Origin of the sequence: Pantoea sp. SIMBA_079 (assembly GCF_046940275.1) — a bacterium.
Lineage (GTDB): Bacteria > Pseudomonadota > Gammaproteobacteria > Enterobacterales > Enterobacteriaceae > Pantoea > Pantoea borealis.
Window position 1 is genome coordinate 1 of sequence record NZ_JAWRYR010000820.1, and the last position, 242, is coordinate 242.

Here is a 242-nt window from a genome sequence, read left to right on the forward strand (position 1 = left end):
CGTCGAGCACCTGGAAGAACACCACGCCGTCGACGCGCACCACCGCGTTGTCGCGGGTGATGACGTCCTGGCTGGGCACGTCGAGCACCTGCTCCATCATGTTGATCTTGCGGCCCACGCCGTAGACGATCGGCACCAGGAAATGCAGGCCCGGTGTCATCGAGTGCGTGTACTTGCCGAAGCGCTCGACGGTCCACTCGAAGCCCTGCGGCACCATGCGCACCGTCTTGAACAGAACGATG

General features: G+C 63.6%; 1 protein-coding gene. It reads right to left on the bottom strand.

What is annotated here, in order from left to right:
• On the bottom strand, positions 1 to 241 hold a 241-nt coding region (locus SB719_RS22240), incomplete at its 3' end, for an SPFH domain-containing protein (RefSeq protein WP_412160046.1).
• Between the last annotated feature and the right edge of the window lies 1 nt (position 242).